13 protein-coding genes are annotated in these 18,028 nt (G+C 39.8%); 4 read left to right on the forward strand and 9 right to left on the reverse strand.

The genetic code is table 11. From position 1 onward, the window contains the following. Nucleotides 1-52: 52 nt before the first annotated feature. From C7Y70_RS00860 to C7Y70_RS00870, 3 genes are all read right to left on the reverse strand, one after another. Complete coding sequence (locus C7Y70_RS00860; RefSeq protein WP_099296113.1) at nt 53-868, reverse strand: tetratricopeptide repeat protein; 816 nt, start codon at nt 866-868, stop codon at nt 53-55. Between the two features lie 355 nt (nt 869-1,223). Next, nucleotides 1,224-1,592, reverse strand: a complete 369-nt coding sequence (locus tag C7Y70_RS00865) for a DUF4112 domain-containing protein (RefSeq protein ID WP_135473052.1) — start codon at nt 1,590-1,592, stop codon at nt 1,224-1,226. Between the two features lie 48 nt (nt 1,593-1,640). Beyond that, the gene (locus C7Y70_RS00870) at nt 1,641-3,641 is read right to left on the reverse strand and encodes a winged helix-turn-helix domain-containing protein (RefSeq protein ID WP_245321311.1); all 2,001 of its coding nucleotides are present in this window, start codon (nt 3,639-3,641) and stop codon (nt 1,641-1,643) included. A 174-nt stretch (nt 3,642-3,815) separates the two neighbouring features. Between C7Y70_RS00870 and C7Y70_RS00875 the strand changes: the two genes are divergently transcribed. Next, on the forward strand, nt 3,816-5,771 hold the full coding sequence (locus tag C7Y70_RS00875; RefSeq protein WP_245321313.1) for a fused MFS/spermidine synthase: 1,956 nt from the start codon (nt 3,816-3,818) through the stop codon (nt 5,769-5,771). A gap of 120 nt (nt 5,772-5,891) precedes the next feature. Here the strand turns inward: C7Y70_RS00875 and C7Y70_RS00880 are convergent, their stop codons facing one another. After that, complete coding sequence (locus C7Y70_RS00880) at nt 5,892-6,500, reverse strand: transglycosylase SLT domain-containing protein (RefSeq protein ID WP_135473054.1); 609 nt, start codon at nt 6,498-6,500, stop codon at nt 5,892-5,894. Nucleotides 6,501-6,622: 122 nt separating this feature from the next. After that, nucleotides 6,623-8,203 carry a glutamate--cysteine ligase gene (gene gshA / locus C7Y70_RS00885; RefSeq protein ID WP_135473055.1) on the reverse strand — a complete coding sequence of 527 codons (1,581 nt, stop codon included), beginning with the start codon at nt 8,201-8,203 and terminating at the stop codon, nt 6,623-6,625. 423 nt (nt 8,204-8,626) lie between these two features. Here gshA and C7Y70_RS00890 point away from each other — a divergent pair, with 423 nt between their 5' ends. Continuing rightward, on the forward strand, nt 8,627-10,174 hold the full coding sequence (locus C7Y70_RS00890; protein ID WP_135473056.1) for a PAS domain-containing methyl-accepting chemotaxis protein: 1,548 nt from the start codon (nt 8,627-8,629) through the stop codon (nt 10,172-10,174). A gap of 63 nt (nt 10,175-10,237) precedes the next feature. On the opposite strand, the gene clpB is transcribed toward C7Y70_RS00890, so the two are convergent. From clpB to rluD, 3 genes are all read right to left on the reverse strand, one after another. Then, on the reverse strand, nt 10,238-12,814 hold the full coding sequence (gene clpB / locus C7Y70_RS00895) for an ATP-dependent chaperone ClpB (RefSeq protein ID WP_135473057.1): 2,577 nt from the start codon (nt 12,812-12,814) through the stop codon (nt 10,238-10,240). A 96-nt stretch (nt 12,815-12,910) separates the two neighbouring features. Continuing rightward, nucleotides 12,911-13,642 (reverse strand): peptidoglycan editing factor PgeF, encoded by a 732-nt coding sequence (pgeF, locus tag C7Y70_RS00900; protein ID WP_210114646.1) that lies wholly within the window; start codon nt 13,640-13,642, stop codon nt 12,911-12,913. A gap of 2 nt (nt 13,643-13,644) precedes the next feature. Then, nucleotides 13,645-14,622: a 23S rRNA pseudouridine(1911/1915/1917) synthase RluD gene (rluD, locus tag C7Y70_RS00905; RefSeq protein WP_099296121.1), complete on the reverse strand. Its 978-nt coding sequence runs from the start codon at nt 14,620-14,622 to the stop codon at nt 13,645-13,647. Between the two features lie 142 nt (nt 14,623-14,764). Between rluD and C7Y70_RS00910 the strand changes: the two genes are divergently transcribed. Continuing rightward, the gene (locus C7Y70_RS00910; protein ID WP_135473059.1) at nt 14,765-15,526 is read left to right on the forward strand and encodes an outer membrane protein assembly factor BamD; all 762 of its coding nucleotides are present in this window, start codon (nt 14,765-14,767) and stop codon (nt 15,524-15,526) included. A 429-nt stretch (nt 15,527-15,955) separates the two neighbouring features. On the opposite strand, the gene cysS is transcribed toward C7Y70_RS00910, so the two are convergent. Next, entirely contained in the window at nt 15,956-17,335 is a 1,380-nt protein-coding gene (gene cysS / locus C7Y70_RS00915; protein ID WP_099296123.1) for a cysteine--tRNA ligase, read from the reverse strand. Nucleotides 17,336-17,485: 150 nt separating this feature from the next. On the opposite strand from cysS, the gene ppiB reads away from it, so the two are divergent. Beyond that, nucleotides 17,486-17,977: a peptidylprolyl isomerase B gene (gene ppiB, locus C7Y70_RS00920; RefSeq protein ID WP_099296124.1), complete on the forward strand. Its 492-nt coding sequence runs from the start codon at nt 17,486-17,488 to the stop codon at nt 17,975-17,977. Nucleotides 17,978-18,028 lie beyond the last annotated feature (51 nt).

Here is an 18,028-nt window from a genome sequence, read left to right on the forward strand (position 1 = left end):
GTACGAGCAAAAGCTAACTGTAGTTTTTCCGATTAAGTGCCTTGTTAAGTTGCTAGTACTCTACTTTTTGCAAACGGCGCTGAGCAGTGTCTTTGTAGAAACTATCAGTATCACCTGCTTTTGTGATAATGGTATTCAGCCACAAACGAGTATTTGCCCAGTCTTTTTGACTCCAATAAGCTTGTGCAATTTGATAGCGGAAAGCTTGTAACGTAGAAGCTTTTGAAAATTGCGTTTCAAGCTCCTTAAAAGCTTTTAGAACCTGAGGCATGTATTTGGCAAAATCTTCTTCAACACCAAATCTAGAACCATATTGGCCGCGCTCTTTCCAACCCAAAAGAGTTCTTATTTTTTCTTCGTAGGCGATTCTTGCTGCTTTGCTATTTGGGAATTCAGTAATCGTTTTGTCATACCATTTGTTAGCTGTTTCTACTTTTGGAATCCAACTAGAGTCAATTGTAAAACGACTATCTTTATCTGATGACCAAAAATCCGCGTGTTTTAAATAAGATGCAGCGATTGCATTATCTACAGACTCTTTAGCACTTTCGCCTACTATTTCAGATAACTGATCAATTTTATTTTTAACTGATTTAGCTTCATTTGAAGAGGGGTATTTAAGAGAGAGTTGAGTCCATGTTTTTAAGGCTTGTGTGACTTGATTACTTTCAAATGAGACTCTCCCTAATTCATAGTAGGCTTTAGCTTTGTTGGAGTCTGATGTTTTACTAAATATAATATCAATTAACTCAATCTTAGCCTGGTCTTTCAAACCATGCTCAGATAGAACCTTTGCCTTTTCAAGAGACGCTGCATAGGAGCTTGTAATAACAAGCGATAAACTTAAAGCGATAATTGTTTTTTTCATGATTCTTCCTTGGCTTAGATTGATACTGAATATAGATAGCAACTTAACAGCTTATTGAACACCATTTGGGTGGTTTATAACACACTAAAACGGCGTATATTACAGACCTTGATAATTTCACCAATAATTACTTTTGTAAACAAGTAATTAAAGTGGCTGAGAATTACGCTTGTTATTTTGCACCAAAACGGCGTTTAATAATGCTATTGGACAAAATTAGATTTCTACTTAAAACATAGGAATAAATTTAACTTTTGCAGTGTTCGTTAATCGCTCATGGCTGTCTGTCAGATGAAGTCTAAACCTATTCACTTAATCTGTAAGCTCAGATATGAGCTAGTACAAAGCTACAAATTTATAAATATTCTTTCTTACTTCGCTCATGAAGATAACGTTTTAAAAGCTGAGTATTGCGGGTATTTGCTTTAAAAAAAGCATCAAAAATGTCACCCACAATAGGGATCAAGCCAACAAAAAAATCAATTAGCATATTTGTGATTATTCTTGATTTAACGCGCCAACCAACACCTAAACGCTGCGCTTCAAAAAGTACATAACTTGAAAGTATTAGTCCTGCTGCATCTCCAATTCCGGGAATAATACCAATCAGCGCTTCTATACCAAACTTAAATTTTGTAAAAGGTATACCAACACTGCTGTCGGTAAACCGGCTAAATCTTTCTAAGCGTTTTAATGTTGCTTGGTGCTCAATGTCCGTCTTCATAACAACCTCCTTTAATCATGATTAATAAACGCCTAATCCACTAGAATATTAATTTAAGCGCACTAAGGTACGTGTTCTTTTAGGCTCGGTTAAATAAAGAAATTGCTGAAAATCATGGGATGCATTTATCAGCATTTTCCCATCATCTTTGCCATTAAATATGGTTTTATTACTCCCTGTTTTAAAATCTATTTCATTCATCTCATAACCGTCTTTATCTGCAAGGGTGACTGTCATTTTCGTAGCTCCGGCGTTCAAACCGATGATCTCTTTTGTAGGTGATTGCCAAACAGTTTCAAGCGCTTTGTTTTTGTTCAATCTAAACACTTGTTTTTCATTGGAAAAGTAAACCTGATCTTGTTCATCAATATCCATTGCGTAACATGCCAAACGCTCTCCAGAGCCTGTATAAGGGGTTAACTCAAGCGTCTCTAAGTCAAATTTAGCGGGATGAAAAGTAACACCGTCTGCAGCACGATAAGAAACTAAAATAGCGTCTTCGTGGTGATACATTTCTCGTAGATAAAATGAATGGTAGGAGTGAGGAATACTTTCAAAACTTCCTTCTTTTATATTAACTCTAAAAAGAGTATTTTTACTGGCAGTGATCACTTCTTCACCATTTTTTGACCAGACTATGCCAAATAATTCTTCATTGTTTGGGTTAGAAAAAATCAGCGTTTGCGTGCCATTTTCATATAAAAATAATTGCTTTGTACCAAACCGATGAGATTCAAATACAAATTTAGACGAATCAGGGGAGTACACAGGTAAAAAGTCGACCGATGAGGTATCTACAAGTGTTTCAAATTGCGTTGGCGCTTGACGAGTTGAGCGGATGATATCCACATCAACCTTAACTAATTCCATTAAAATCTCGTTACCTGACAGCGAGAAATGCGCGTCTCTAATAATGTGGTAATTATTAAACGCCAACTTTTTTAGTTGCCCCTGTAAGTTTAATAACTGGAGTTCATGTTTATTACTAATCAATAATTGTTTTTCATCGGGGTGCCAGCTCAAACCTTGCACTGAGTCTTCAACAACCGCTAATGTTTTTGTTGTGCTTGTTTTAATGTCGAACACATCAATTCTGTATTTATTTTGCCCAGCCTCAGAGGCAAGCGCAATAGACTGCTGACTTGGTGATAGTGCCTGCAACTTCATCCAATCTTGCCCAGCGGATGACTTAATGACTCTTTTTTCTTGGGTTGTTAAATCGATTGAACTTAGCTGAGTATGGTTATCGCTTTGACGTTTTTCAATAAAATAAATATGATTGTCATGGGCCCACTCTAACTGCTGGCTCGTCACTTTAAAGTCTTTAAAAGTATAGATTTCTCTGTAGTTTGCAGGTTGTAATGTCAGTTTGTCTAAGGTGAAATACCCCAATGTTTGGGTATCTTGTTGGTGCACAAATACGATTTCACTGTCGTCGCTGCTCCACCCAAGACTGTGATACGTTGACTGCTTTTGGGTTAACCTAATTTCTTTTCCTGAGCGTAAGTTTTTTAACCAGATAGTTTGGTTTGACTTATCACCTCGCACAAAGGCTACATATTCACCATTATGTGATAAAGAAATACTAGATTCATTTTCTTCACTCGAAGAAATAGGCATCAATTTAGTAAAGTGTGTTTTTACTTGCGGTGTATCAGGGTAAAGCCAACTTACAACCCCAATCGACATGACGATTAAAATAGCCAACGCTGGTAAGTATAGACGTTTGGGTTTATTTAACTGCGGCTCAGCTACTTCGAGGCTGTACCCGCGCTTTGGGTGAGTAATAATATAACGTGGATTTTTTGAATCTTCATTCAATGCCTTTCTAAGCAATGCAATACAGCGCTGCACATAGCTTGGGCTGAATGTTGCATTTGGCCATACAGCTGAAAAAATTTGTTCCTGGCTAACCACAACACCCCGATGAGAATACAAATATTGCAGTACATCCATGACTTTAGGTTCAACGACTTGCTCTGTATCAGCTGATGATATTTTACATCGACTGACATCTATAGCGAATTCCCCTATTACAAACTTGCCCACTGGCTACTCCAATAAATTATTATAAATCATATATTAAGGTTTTCTTAAGAGAAACTCTAGGCTAATTCCATTGCTGCTTGATCTGTTACCCGCAATGCTGCTCACATGATTCATTAATAATTAAAATCCATGCTTCGTATCTTATTCTTATTAACCATTTTTGTTAGCGCCTTTTTGCTATTTCAAATTCAACCTATGCTATCTAAAGAGCTGTTACCACGATTTGGAGGCGGCGCATCAGTGTGGTCAGCTAGTCTATTTTTTTATCAAACTGTTTTATTACTTGGTTACTTTTACGCACACTTTTTAAGTCGCTATTCACTAAAAAAACAAATGGTAATCCATATTTCGCTTGTTGTTGTAGCGAGCTTAATTAGTCTAAACAAATTCCACGTTAATTTAGATTTAGCCCCTAACTGGTCAGTTATGGCAATCTTATTAAATCAAATTGGCTTAGTGTTTATGTTGCTAAGCGCCACAAGTGTACTTATGCAACGATGGTACATAGAGCGTGGTATAAATGCAGTGCCCTACCATTGGTATTCGGTTTCTAATCTTGGCTCTTTATTAGCCTTAATAAGCTACCCACTCGTATTTGAGGTGTTTTTTTCACTGCCGCAACAAAAAAATTACTGGCAAATAGGGCTGCTTATCTACTGCGTACTATTAATCTGTTTAGCTTACAAACTATTAAACAAGGGCAACAAAGAAAATAACTCATCGCTACCACACGTACAAACCATTCTAAAAAAGCCCAATATGCTTTGGCTTATTTTATCCGCAACAAGCTCAATTTTGCTAATTGCAACCACACAAATGATCAGCACCAACATCCCACCAATGCCACTTGTTTGGGTCGTGCCTCTCGCTATCTATTTAGGTAGTTTTAGTTATACGTTTGCCAATAAAAACAACTATAACCGTTCTATTTGGGGTTATGCTTTTATATTCAGCGCATTTGCAGGTTTAATAATGTACTTCTTAGGAAGTCAGTTTAATGCAATTGCACAAATTATTATTTACAGTTTTATATTATTGAGTGGCTGCATGATTTGCCACGGTGAACTTAGGCAACTCGCACCACAAGGTACATTACTAACACACTTTTATTTGTATATTGCTTTAGGTGGCGCACTTGGTAGTTTATTTACAACGTTACTTGCTCCGCTGCTGTTTGAACAAATCACCGAGTATATCGTCGCTTTAGCAGTACTGCTTATTCTCATTAGTTACATTCATCTAACTCAAATTAAAAAAATAAATACGATATTGCTCGGTGCGACAGCTTTGTGGTGTGGCTGCTATTTAGTGCTTTATTTTAGTTTTAATCAATATAACGTTGCATCGCAGAGGAATTTTTATGGTTACCTAACAGTAAAAGATATCAATACCCCTGAGCTTGCGCAAAGGCGTTTAATTGATGGTACTACGGTGCATGGTTCACAACCCTTACATGGTCAAGATGAACTCACTAGTAGTTACTATCATCAACATACAGGCGTCGCTAAGTCGTTGGCGATACTTAAAAGCCAAGAAAAGCTTAACATGGGCGTCGTGGGGTTAGGTGCAGGTGTTTTAGCTAGCCTCGCAGACAAGCACGAAACAGTGCATTTTTATGAGTTAAACCCCGCGGTTTATACAATGGCAAATAGGTATTTTGATTACCTTAAAAACAGCCCAGCCAAAATAAATGTCACCATTGGTGATGGCAGAGTCGCATTAGCAAACGAGCTTAAAAGTAATGCACCTTTAATGAACGCATTGGTTATTGATGCATTTTCAAGTGATGTTATTCCCGCCCACCTATTAACTCAAGAAGCGTTTGAGCTTTACTGGCAACGATTAAGTAAAAATGGCATTTTAATCATCCATATATCAAATAACCATATAGATTTACTGCCAGTGATCCAAGCGCATAGTAGGTACTTTGATAAAGCATTAATAAAGTTTAAGCACAGTGCAAAAAAGTTAACTGCATTAGGCTCTGAATGGGTTGTATTAACCAGCAACCAACAGTTTTTAGATGCCATAGAAATCAGTGAATTATCGCCAATAAAACCCTACCCAAACACTCAGTTAGTACACTGGACGGATCAAAAGAATAGCGCATTACCGCTAATAAAACTCTAGGGCGTGTTGACCTTTCGTGATTGAAATTTATTCAAATAAGGGGCAAGCTATCTTGCCCCATTTTGGTAGTTAGCCCTTTAGGCTAATAAGAAGAAACTTTAGATTCGTAAAATATGGGTGCTATGAAAATATACGCTCTAGCCAACCTTTGTCCAAATCGTCTTCACATTTTTTTAATTGTGCACCGTACCGACTTGCGCGGTTTTTTACTTTATTAGCAACGCTCATTAACCATTTTTTCTTTTTATAGGTTCCGCGCTTATAACCGCCCCACCCTTCGTGGTAATTTAGGTATTGCGCGTACGCATCCCATTTAGATACGCCATTGACTTTGTTGGTTTTATAAACAAACCACGCCATAAAATCAATGGCGTCATCAAAGTCATCTCTGTCGGCACCACTATTACCGGTTTCACGAATGTAATCTGACCACGTGGGGGTTTTTGCTTGTGAGTAACCGTAGGCTGAACTGGCTCGTCCTGTTGGAATTATCCATAAAAAATATTCCATCGGCGGCGCTGCGTCATGACGAAAAGAACTTTCTTGATACATCATGCTCATTAGAACATGTTTAGGCGATCCCCACTTTTCTTGAGCATCTCTTGCATCATAATACCAATCGTTTTTTTCTTCAAAAATTTTACATATATCATTAGGTTGCTTAGGGGGCGCTGTTGCGCAACCAGTTAAAATAGCTCCCAGCGATAAGATTATTAAACTTTTTTTCATTTTTTTGCGTTCTCGCTGAACTTTTTATAAAAGTGTGGGTCAGATTATTTGAATGCGCAGTTTAGCATTGTTTCATCCCTGAAGAATCTTTACGCAGCCCACATTGGGCTGCTTTTTTTTGCTTATTGATTACCTTTAAAATACTCAGTTAAATAGCCTTTAAAAGAAATGCTATCTGCAGCTGTAATCGCTTGTTCATCAACAATCGATTGTTCAGCTTGCTGCTGCAAGTAAGTATCTGAAAACACATGATATGGAGACACTTGGTGGCTTTGTTTATACTTCTGTGCAAGTGCCAGTGCAAAGTGACCATTATCAACATCTTTTTCTTTCAGCTGAGCAACATATTGACCTGAATACGTCAGCGAGGCGTCGTTTAACCATGTTTTCAATCGTGCAACGGTTTGAACATAATGACTCGTACCGTAAGCTGTATCCATATAACTTGCTACATCAGCTAACTGAGCGAATATCTCTTCACCCCATTGCACTAAGTTCGTTGGATTGCCAGACTTATTCAATAACAGTGACGCATCTCGGCCATTATTCACGACAGAATCTAGATTTTCAGTACTGCGTGTTTGCGAGTCCCAATCCATCTCAGGGGAATCTTTTAATAAACAGTACGTTAAAAACACGTCTAGGAAGTGTATTTGCTCTAAAGAAATACCCGTTTCACTGAATGGATTAACATCTAAAGCACGTATCTCAATATATTCTATACCACCGCGTAAAAGCGCATCAGTCGGAGTTTCACCACTTTGCGCATTTCGCTTAGGGCGAATCGGCGAGTAAAACTCATTTTCAATTTGCAGGATATTTTTATTTAACTGCTTTGGTTCATCGCTTTTATAGTCAGCAATATCAGCGTAAATATCTGAAGGTGAGTGAATGGCTCGCTTTAGGCCTGCAACATATTCATCTAATGAGTTATACATAACTTTTAGTGATGACTGCGCGCTATTAGTGTAACCCAGATCACCTAGGCGCAACGCAGTGCCTGTTTCTAAGAACAACGTACCCTTACCCAGCTTTTTAAACGGAAGATCTGTTTTACGACCTTGCAAAAAAGAGCTGCATAAAGCAGGTGAAGCCCCGAACAAATAACTAATTAACCACAATTCGCGCTTAAAGTTTCGAATAAGCCCCAAGTAACCTGCAGAAATAAATGTATCTAAAGGCCCTGTGTCTCCTTTTAAAGCTTGGAGTGATTGCCACAGGCTTTTAGGAAATGAGATATTAAAATGAACACCAGCAATTGCTTGCATCATACTGCCGTAACGATTTTTTAAACCTTCACGGTATAGAGTTTTCATGCGACCAACATTAGACTCACCGAATTGAGCAAGTACAATATCATCTTGATGATCGATAAAGCACGGCATACTGATTGGCCACAATAATTCATCATCCATTTTTGATAATGTAAATTTTTGCAAGTCTTGTAGTTGTTTAAGAGTTTCTTCCGCTGACTCACTAACAGGCGTAATAAATTCTAAAAGAGATTCTGAAAAGTCAGTAGTGATATGGCCATTTGTTAGCGCACAGCCCACTCCTTTTGGGTGCCCTAATTGAGAGATAACGCCATTAGGCTTAATTCTAAGCGCTTCTCTTTCAATACCACGTTGAATACCTTTTATGGCGTGTTTATTTTTTTCTGAAGATAACGCTGTTAACGTTGTAGTTAGTTCATGTGTAGTCAAAAAATACTTCCTCGAGCCACGTGGCATAATCCTAAGTCTATGGGGGCGAAATGATAATACTCAAGGCAAAACAATCAGGATCACCGTAATATCTATTACTTACTGTTCATGAAAGAATACGACATTCAACGCGTGACCAATGCCCATACACTTTTTCACTATTATTAATCTTGCCATTGAAAAGGGGATTATACAATTGCTTTGATAGCACCACTGTCGTGCCAATATATTACCCCGCCCATAAATGCATACTAATAGACCTAGTAAACTCATAAAATCATTCGCCTATAATGTAATTAATCATAAACTAAAACTAATAGTAGACTTTAAGCTTGCCCCACCCTCAAAACCTAGTATTTTAGGTGTGTAATAATCATTTAAGCTCTATAATAGCCTTAATAAATGAGTATTTAGAGATATCCCATGCGTCGTGGCCAACAATTAATCGATGAAGAAGTTTCATTTTCGCAAGATCAAGCCCTCGTTTCAACAACCGACCTACGAGGCATCATAACTTATGCCAATGAATCATTTTGCAACATTGCCGGCTATTCACTAGAAGAGTTAATGGGAAAAAACCACAACATCGTTCGCCACCCAGACATGCCTAAAGCAGCATTTAAAGAAATGTGGGAAAAATTAAAAGCGGGTCACTCATGGCGTGGAATGGTAAAGAATCGCTGTAAAGATGGCCGTTACTATTGGGTAGATGCGTTCGTAACCCCTATTTTTGAAAATAACCAACTCGTTGGTTATCAATCAGTAAGAAGTAAACCCACAACGCAATTAAAGGAACGTGCAGCTGCGCTTTACGAGAAAATTAACGCTGGTAAATCAGTTACTTCATACCGAGAGCTTGTTACTGTAAGGCAATCTTTATCTGCGATAGTGGCGCTTATTGGTCTAGTATTATTAGCCATATATTCTTCTATGACTATCGCATTAATTACCACCGTATTTTGTTTGGTGGTTATGGCACTCAATTATGATGAGCTTTTTGTCACTCCAGCTTTATTAAAGCAACAAAAAGCAACGTTTGATTCTGTCTCTCGATATATCTATGTTGGCGCTTATCCATTTAGTACTAGTCACTATAATCATGAAATGCTGAACGCAAAGCTAAGTACTGTTTTGGGCCGTATAAAAGATGCAACTGCGACATTTAATTCCATTGCTTCAAACTTAGACAATCAGTCATCTCTTACTGAGCAAGGTATTTCTGCCCAAGGCGAACGCCTTAGCCAAATTGCCACTGCTATGTCACAAATGAGTGCCACTATTGGTGAGATTTCTAGTAGCACACATGATACTGCAGAAAAAGTAAATGTGACTTACCAAAGTTGTTCAGATATCAAGCTTCATATAGCAGACAATAGCACTATGGTGTCTAGCCTTGCTGTTCAAGTAGAGGAAGCGGCCAGTACTGCCAACGCATTAGCCACTGAAGCCGATAAAATTGGTCAAGTAATGACTGAAATTGAGGGCATAGCTGAGCAAACTAATTTACTTGCATTAAATGCTGCGATTGAGGCTGCTCGAGCAGGTGAACATGGCCGTGGTTTTGCGGTAGTAGCCGATGAAGTTCGTGCTTTATCATCTCGTACTCAAAAAGCCACATCACAAATTCATAATTCTATAAAAGAAATACAAGACACCTTATTTAGCTGGTCGTCTGTTATGAAAAACACCAAAACCCAAGCTGATCAGTGCGTAGATACAACAGGTCACACCCAAGTGGAGCTCGACAGTATTTTTGCACAAATTAGCGAGATATCTCAATTAGCAACGCAAATATCCACTGCAGCAGAAGAGCAGCAGGTGGTCAGTGGTGATATAAGCAACAATATTGAGCAAATTAAAGGCTTTAGTGATGAGAACTTAAATATGAGTTATAAAGTAGCTCAAGATGCAGCTCACCTTGTTGAGGGTTCAGCAAAAGTCAGAGATATATTACAAACTTTTAAGGTATAAATAGTCACTGAGAAAAAAGGCCAGCTAATAGCTGGCCTTTTATATATACCCAAAACCTCAATACTAACGTGCCGTAAAGATAAGCCCGTTTTCATCGGCATCTATTACTATCATACTGCCACTTTGATATTCTCCTGCTAAAAGCTTCTGCGCTAGTGGGTTTTCGATAGTATGTTGAATAGCACGCTTGAGCGGTCGAGCACCATAAACAGGATCAAACCCACTTGCAGCAATACGCTCCAATCCGCCTTCACTTATTTCAAGTAAGTAACCCATCTGCGTTAAGCGCTCACGTAATTTAGTTAATTGGATATCAGCAATCTCTTTAATATGCTCATTCGCCAGCGAATGAAACACAACTGTTTCATCAATTCGGTTTATAAACTCTGGCCTAAATTGACTGACTAACACACCCATCACTTTTTCTTTGAGAGTGTCGTAATCGTTATTACTCGCTTGCTCTTGAATGATATCTGAGCCTAGGTTTGAGGTCATGATGATCACAGTGTTTTTAAAATCAACTGTGCGCCCCTGCCCGTCAGTTAAGCGGCCATCATCTAATACTTGCAGTAAAATATTAAACACATCTGGGTGTGCTTTCTCAACTTCGTCGAGTAAAATTACAGAGTATGGGCGACGCCTAACAGCTTCTGTTAAATAGCCACCTTCTTCATAACCAACATAACCTGGAGGCGCACCAACAAGGCGTGCCACAGAGTGTTTTTCCATAAACTCTGACATATCGATACGCACCATCGCGCTTTCTGTATCAAACATGTAAGTTGCAAGCGCTTTGGTCAACTCAGTTTTACCTACCCCTGTTGGGCCTAAGAATAAAAATGAGCCAATAGGACGATTAGGATCCGCAAGCCCTGCACGTGAACGTCGAATTGCATTTGATACAGCAACAACTGCTTCATCCTGACCGATTACTTTTGCATGAAGTTGCTCTTCCATTTGTAATAACTTTTCACGCTCACCTTGTAGCATCTTAGATACTGGAATACCCGTCCAACGCGATAATATTTCAGCAATTTCGTCTTCACCTACTTGGTTTTTTAGCAAGCTCATATCTTGCATTTCAGCTTGCGACGCTAAATCAAGTTTACGCTCAAGATCAGGGATTCGACCGTATTGCAGCTCAGACATACGTTGAAGATCCGTTGCACGTCTTGCGACTTCTAAATCTAAACGTGCCTGCTCAAGCTCCGCCTTAATTACTTGCGTGCCTTGTAACGAAGCTTTTTCTGCGTTCCACACTTCGTCGAGTTCACGATATTGTGATTCTAAATCACTGATCAACTCTTGCATCTCTGAGCGACGCTTTTGGCTGGCCTCGTCTTTTTCTTTTGCAAGCGCGTTATCTTCAAGCTTTAATTGAATAACGCGGCGCTCTAGTTTATCCAAAGACTCTGGTTTTGAGTCAATTTGCAGACGAATTGACGAACCGGCCTCATCGATAAGGTCAATGGCTTTATCAGGTAGCTGCCTATCACTTATGTATCGGTGCGATAAATGCGCTGCTGCCACAATTGCAGGATCGGTTATGTCAACGCTGTGGTGTAATTCATAGCGCTCTTTTAAGCCACGTAAAATAGCGATAGTGTCTTCAACGGATGGCTCTTCAACCAAGACTTTTTGAAAGCGTCGCTCAAGTGCTGCATCTTTTTCAATGTATTGGCGATATTCGTCAAGCGTTGTTGCCCCCACACAGTGAAGCTCACCACGCGCTAGCGCAGGCTTTAACATATTGCCTGCATCCATGGCCCCATCGGTTTTACCCGCGCCAACCATAGTATGGATTTCATCAATAAACAGAATAACTTGGCCTTCTTCTTTAGCCAGTTCATTCAGTACAGACTTTAAACGTTCTTCAAATTCACCACGGTATTTAGCACCGGCTACCAACGCACCTAAATCAAGAGACAACACTCGCTTATTTTTAAGCCCTTCAGGTACTTCACCATTAATAATACGTTGTGCAAGCCCTTCGGCAATCGCCGTTTTACCAACACCTGGTTCACCTATTAATACGGGGTTATTTTTAGTTCGACGTTGCAGTACTTGAATAGTACGGCGAATCTCATCATCACGGCCAATAACAGGATCAAGCTTACCTTGCTCAGCACGCTCAGTTAGATCGATAGTAAATTTCTTAAGTGCTTGTCGTGTTTCTTCTGCGTTTGGATCATCGACTTTTTGACCGCCACGAATCGCTTCAATCGCTGATTCTATCTTAGGTGCAGTAACGTTTAACGCACGAAGCACGTCCCCCAAAGGGCCTTTATCAGCACACGCAGCAAGCACAAATAATTCACTCGAAATAAATTTGTCTTTACGCTTTTGTGCATATTTATCGCATAAATTGATCAGTGAAACCATGTTGTTTGATAATTGAACATCACCGCCAACACCTTCCACTTTGAATAACTTTTCAATCTCTTTGGATAGTTTAGTATTTAGCTCATCAGCACTGACGCCGGCTTGTGCAAACAACGCTCGAACACTTGAGCCACTTTGTTGTAATAATGAATACATCAAATGTACAGGCTCAATAAATTGGTGATCACGACCAAGCGCTAATGATTGGGCATCAGAAAGCGCAGATTGAAATTTACTGGTAAATCTATCTAAACGCATGAGGGTTACCTATTAAAAAATTAATTAGTTAATTAATGGGTATGTTTGATGATTTGTTCAAGGTGTGAGAAGAAATATAATCCGCGTAGAACACAATTACTTGCGCCAGATCAAAGATGCCATTCGCCCTGTTTTACCGTCTCGTCGGTATGAAAAAAACATTTCTGGCTGACTCACTGTACAGTGCTCACCCCCACTAATCGTTTTAACTCCAGTTTGCCGTAATTGGAGCTGTGCAATGGCATATATATCGAGAAGGTATTTGTTTATTTTTAATGCTGAAAAAGCTTGTTCATACTCAACTGATTGCTCAATAAAGCTAGCTTTCACCTCAGCACCCACTTCAAACTGCTGTGCGCCAATTGCAGGCCCTAGCCACGCAATAATATCTGAGGCTGGGAATGAAAAATTAGACACTGTGTTCGCAATAATACCCGCATTTAATCCCCGCCATCCGCCATGTATTGCGGCAATCTCATTGCCACATTGGGTACTAAGTAAAATAGGTAAGCAATCGGCTGTCATGATAGCAAGAGGCTGATTCTGTACGCGTGTAAAAAGCGCATCCCCCGTTAAAGTGGTTTTATAATCAAAATGCTCATCTACAATGACCACATCACTGCTATGTACTTGATTTAACCATATAGGGCTTGCAGGTAAGTAATCTGTCGTTAGTACTTGTCGATTTTGTTTTACATGTTGCTGATTGTCACCTACATGAAGCCCCAAGTTTAAACTTGCAAAAGGGGCATCAGAAAAACCACCCTCTCGCGTTGTGCTCAGTGCACCAATGTTATTTGGCGCATGCCATGTAGGTGTCAAATGCATCACTAAATATCGATATTAGGATTAGCTTTTGTGTCTTCACGCAAAGCATGCGTCATAGCAACCATGTCATCAGGGATTGGCGCTTGCCACGTCATCATTTCACCCGTAATTGGGTGCGCAATACTAAGTTTTACAGCGTGAAGCGCTTGACGGTTAAATGCTCTGAGCATTTCAAATAACTCAGGTGTTGCACCTTTAGGTGGGCGAGGACGTCCGCCATATGAGCGGTCACCAATAAGTGGATGATTAATAAACGCCATATGCACACGAATTTGGTGTGTACGCCCTGTTTCTAAGCGTAAACGTAAACGAGTATGCGCACGGAATTTTTCAGCTACACGGTAATGCGTGATAGCAGGCTTGCCTTGCTCATGCACGGCCATGTGCGTGCGTTGAGTTGGGTGACGACCAATTGGCTTTTCAACCATACCACCAGCGGTCATTGTCCCATTACAGATTGCTTCATATTCACGTGTAAAGTTTTCACGCTTTTGCAACGCCGTCACTAAGTGTGTTTGAGCTGGAATTGTTTTAGCCACCACCATCAAGCCTGTCGTGTCTTTATCTAGACGATGCACAATACCTGCACGTGGGACATTGATGATTTCTGGGAAATGATGCAATAGCGCATTTAACACCGTGCCATCTGGATTACCTGCCCCAGGATGTACGACTAAGCCCATTGGTTTGTTGATGACCAAAATATCATCATCTTCATAAACAATGTTTAATTTTATATCTTGCGCTTCATATTCTCTTGGCGCTTCAATGCTGGTTTCAACGTTTACCATTTCGCCACCAAGCAGTTTCTCTCTTGGTGTGTTGAATATTTCACCATCTACGGTGATTTTATCATCCAAAATCCACGTTTTTATGCGTGAACGTGAATAATCAGGGAACAATTGCGCCAATATTTGGTCTAGACGTTTACCGCCTAACTCAGTTGGCACCTCGGCTTGAAGTGAAATTTGTTCTGACATTAGTAACTTTACCCAATTTACCAGTGCAAGCTGTGCTCGACTGGGTTAGAATCGCTTTTAGTAAAAGCATTTATATAATAAGTATAGTTTACTCGGTTTTACCCACTTGGCCTAGCCGAAGACATCGAAGGTAACAAATAAAATGATAAATAGAATAGGTAAACGTGCATTCGCCATCGTTTTTACAATTTCATTACTTGGTTTAGGGGCATGTTCATCAGCTCCGGATCAAGAAGATATACAACGCGTTCCTAATAAGTCTGCACAAGCGCTTTATGAAGATGCTAAACAAACGCTGGATTCTGGTTTATATGCACGAGCAATTGAGTTACTAAGCGCCATTGATTCTCGCTACCCATTTGGCCCAATGTCAAAGCAAGTACAAATGGATTTAGTGTTTGCTCATTATCAAGCAGGTAATACTGAGCAAGCACTTGCAACAATTGATCGTTTTATTCGATTAAATCCAAACCATAAAGACTTGGATTACATGTACTACATGCGCGGTCTGGTGAATATCAAAGCGGACGAAAATGCATTCCAAGAATATTTTGGTGTTGACAGAGCTGACCGCGATGCCAAGCGTACACGAGTAGCCTTTACTGATTTATCAACATTAGTAAATCGCTTTCCTGACAGCAGCTACGCGCCTGAAGCAAAAAGACGTTTAGTTTGGTTATTAAATAAAATGGCCCGTTATGAACTAAAAGTGGCTGACTATTACTATGAGCGTGAAGCCTACCTCGCTGCTGCAAATAGAGGTAAATACGTTGTTGAACATTATTCTCAAAGTAGTTATTTGAACCAAGCACTCGAGATGATGGAAAAAAGCTATGAAAAACTTGGCTTACCAGAGCTTAGTAAGCACGCTAAACTAACACGTGAATTAAACCAGAAGAAATAATACTCTTCTTACACAGCGCCTCTAAAAGGGGCGTTGTGTAATCCAATGTTAAGCTTGTGCCTGCTTTTCTCTTTCTACTAATGCCTCACATCCCTTCGTATTACGTCTTCGTTTGTGCCTGACGTATCAACAAAATACCCTCACTGCCAAAAGTGACTACTCCACATGATAGACTCTAATGTATTGATATTAAGACACAAATATATTTATCCGTCTTCAGCCGGAGACTTTTAGCGATAACAAGGCGAATTTACGCGTCAATAGCTGGTCTATTGCAAGTAAATTCAACGCCGTTAGCGTTGAAAATAGCCGCTGGAGATAGATGTATTATCCAGAGTTCAGATTATTTAACTCAAGTAGATGCTCTAGGGGCTGAAAACAAAAAAGGTTGCCAATGTGGCAACCTTTTTAAACTTTTAACCGATTTACCTACGCTTTACGCCACGTAGTTTTACCAGCAGAGTCTTCAAGCACAACACCGAGTGCATTGAGTGCATCGCGAGCTTCATCCGCAGCAGCCCAATCTTTATTGGTACGAGCATCGTTGCGCTTAACAATTAACGCTTCTATTTGGGCAACTTCTTCATCAGCTTGGCCACCTTGTAAAAATGTTTCTGGGGCTTGCTGAGCTACGCCAAGCACTTCTCCAAGACAACGTAAAACATAAGCAATTTTACCTGCTTGATCAGCATCTGAGCTTTTAACCCGATTAAGCTCTTTTGCTAGCTCAAATAAAACAGGTAGTGCTTCAGGCGTGTTAAAGTCATCGTTCATTGCTTTTCTGAACTTAGCGACATACTCGTTACTTTCAAGCTCACATACAATAGGCTCAACACCACGCAGTGCTGTGTAAATACGTTCAAGCGAAGAGCGTGCTTGATCTAAATTCTCTTGCGAGTAATTTAGCTGGCTACGGTAATGACCTGAGATCAAAAAGTAACGTACCGATTCAGCATCGTACTCTTTAAGTACATCACGTACGGTGAAAAAATTATCTAATGATTTAGACATCTTTTCTTTGTTTACCTGCACCATACCAGTGTGGATCCACGTATTTACGTATTTACCATTATTGGCACAGCATGATTGCGCGATTTCGTTTTCATGATGCGGAAACTGCAAGTCTGACCCGCCACCGTGAATATCAAAATGCTCGCCTAAATGCTTAGAGCTCATTGCCGAACATTCGATGTGCCAACCAGGGCGACCCTCGCCCCAAGGTGACGACCACGAAGGCTCACCTGCTTTGGCTTTTTTCCACAATACAAAATCAAGTGGATCATCTTTATCTTGTGCAACTTCAACGCGTGAACCAGCCTGTAGCATTGTTAAATCTTGTTGTGAAAGCGCACCGTATTGCTCAAACGTCGATACGTCAAACAATACATCGCCATCCGCAGCAACATAAGCATGGCCTTTTGCAATTAAACGCTCAACCATTTCGATGATCTCGTCCATGTGGCCTGTTACCGTTGGTTCGATATCAGGACGCAACATATTTAAACTATCAAAGTCTTCATGCATAGCAACTGTCATACGAGTGGTTAAGTCATTAATAGCTTCACCGTTTTCATTCGCACGCTTAATAATTTTATCATCTACATCGGTAATATTACGCACATATTTTAAATCATAACCAATGTGGCGAAGGTAGCGCACGATAACGTCAAAACCGACAAATGTACGAGCATGGCCAATGTGACAGTAATCATAAATGGTGATACCACACACATACATGTCGATTTTTCCTTCGACCATAGGTTTAAACTGCTCTTTTTGACGCGTGAGTGTGTTGTATATATTTACCATTTATTTTAAGTCCTTGACTGTTTACTTGATTGGCTATGTTACCACTTGAAAAGCCCCTGCTCTAGCGCTTTATCAAATCAATAAGCACTTTGTTAATCTTAGCTAACTAAGATAAAATAGTGCTAAATAAATCAGCTAATAGGAAACCTCATGGTTGTTCTACACACAAATTTTGGTGATATCACCATAAACATGCACAAAGAAGATGCTCCGAATACTGTTAAGAACTTTTTGCAGTACGCGAATGCAGGCTTTTACGACGGCACAATCTTTCACCGTGTAATTGATGGTTTCATGGTTCAAGGTGGTGGTTTTGAGCCAGGTATGACACAAAAAGAAGTACATGACCCTATTCAAAACGAAGCAAACAATGGCCTTTCAAATAAAAAAGGCACATTGGCTATGGCACGTACGCCGGATCCACATTCAGCGACAGCTCAGTTTTTCATTAACGTGAACGACAATGATTTTTTAAACTTTAGCAGCGAAACTTCACAAGGTTGGGGTTACTGCGTGTTTGCTGAAGTTGTTGAAGGCATGGATGTAGTTGAGAAAATCAAGTCAGTTGCAACTGGCAGCTCTGGTTTCCACCAAGATGTACCACTTGATGATGTTATTATCAAAAGCGTAACTGTAGACTAAGTTAAGCTTACACCCAAACCACCTAAAAGTGCATAACTCGCATCATGAGGT

The organism is Pseudoalteromonas sp. KS88 (assembly GCF_004766475.1).
Classification (GTDB): Bacteria; Pseudomonadota; Gammaproteobacteria; order Enterobacterales; family Alteromonadaceae; genus Pseudoalteromonas.